The organism is Mesorhizobium sp. M7A.F.Ca.AU.002.02.1.1 (genome assembly GCF_003998535.1).
GTDB classification, from domain to species: Bacteria; Pseudomonadota; Alphaproteobacteria; order Rhizobiales; family Rhizobiaceae; genus Mesorhizobium; species Mesorhizobium ciceri.
Window position 1 is genome coordinate 1 of sequence record NZ_RZPB01001399.1, and the last position, 665, is coordinate 665.

General features: G+C 65.0%; 1 protein-coding gene and 1 pseudogene. Both read right to left on the bottom strand.

Annotated features, from left to right (window positions below; genetic code table 11):
- Positions 1-431: pseudogene (locus EN879_RS37970) on the bottom strand (flagellar motor protein MotB); the annotation flags it as partial.
- A partial coding sequence (locus tag EN879_RS39290) for a hypothetical protein (RefSeq protein ID WP_164774950.1) occupies positions 428-665 on the bottom strand: 238 nt, incomplete at its 5' end. The pseudogene EN879_RS37970 and the gene EN879_RS39290, both read right to left, overlap by 4 nt.

Genomic DNA, 665 nt, shown 5'->3' on the forward strand with positions numbered 1-665 from the left:
GGTGCTGCCTGTTCGGCCGGCGCCTGTTCGGCCTGCTGCTGCTGATCACGCTTCTTCCTGCGCGGCTGCTGTTCCTCGGCGGGAGCGGCCTGTTCGGCGGGCGCCTGCTCGGCCTGCTGCTGCTGGTCGCGCTTCTTCCGGCGTGGCTGCTGCTCCTCGGCGGGCTGCTCGCTCTGGGCAGGCGCGGCCTGCTGTTCAGGCTCGGCCTTCTTGCGCTCGTGTTTCTGTTCGGGTTCCGCCTGCTGCTTCTGCGCGCAGGCCTCGGCCGATTCGCCCTCGGCGCATGCTGCTTGCGCCAGGATGAATGGGGTTGCCGTGCGCTGGGCAAGACCGGACGCGACACTTCCCTGAAGCGGGAACGCGCCCAACGGCGCGGATGCCATCAACAGGCCAAGTGCGGTGCCTGCCAGAATCCGTGGTTGGCGTTTCATCGAAATTCTCCTTGTGGGGTCCCATCCTTGCCGAAACCGATCTTGTGCCGATTGGTTCCAGTCTGGCACGGATAGAGGCCGTACGGGGCGATTGACCGACCTTTTGAAGGCAACTTCATGTCATTCACCTGGCGATAGCCGCAATTGCGACCATTGCCGCGCTTGACCTTGCCCGCGGCCGGGGCCACATCCGGGAAATGGAAACGCCATTCTGGAAAACCAAGGCGCTGGAGG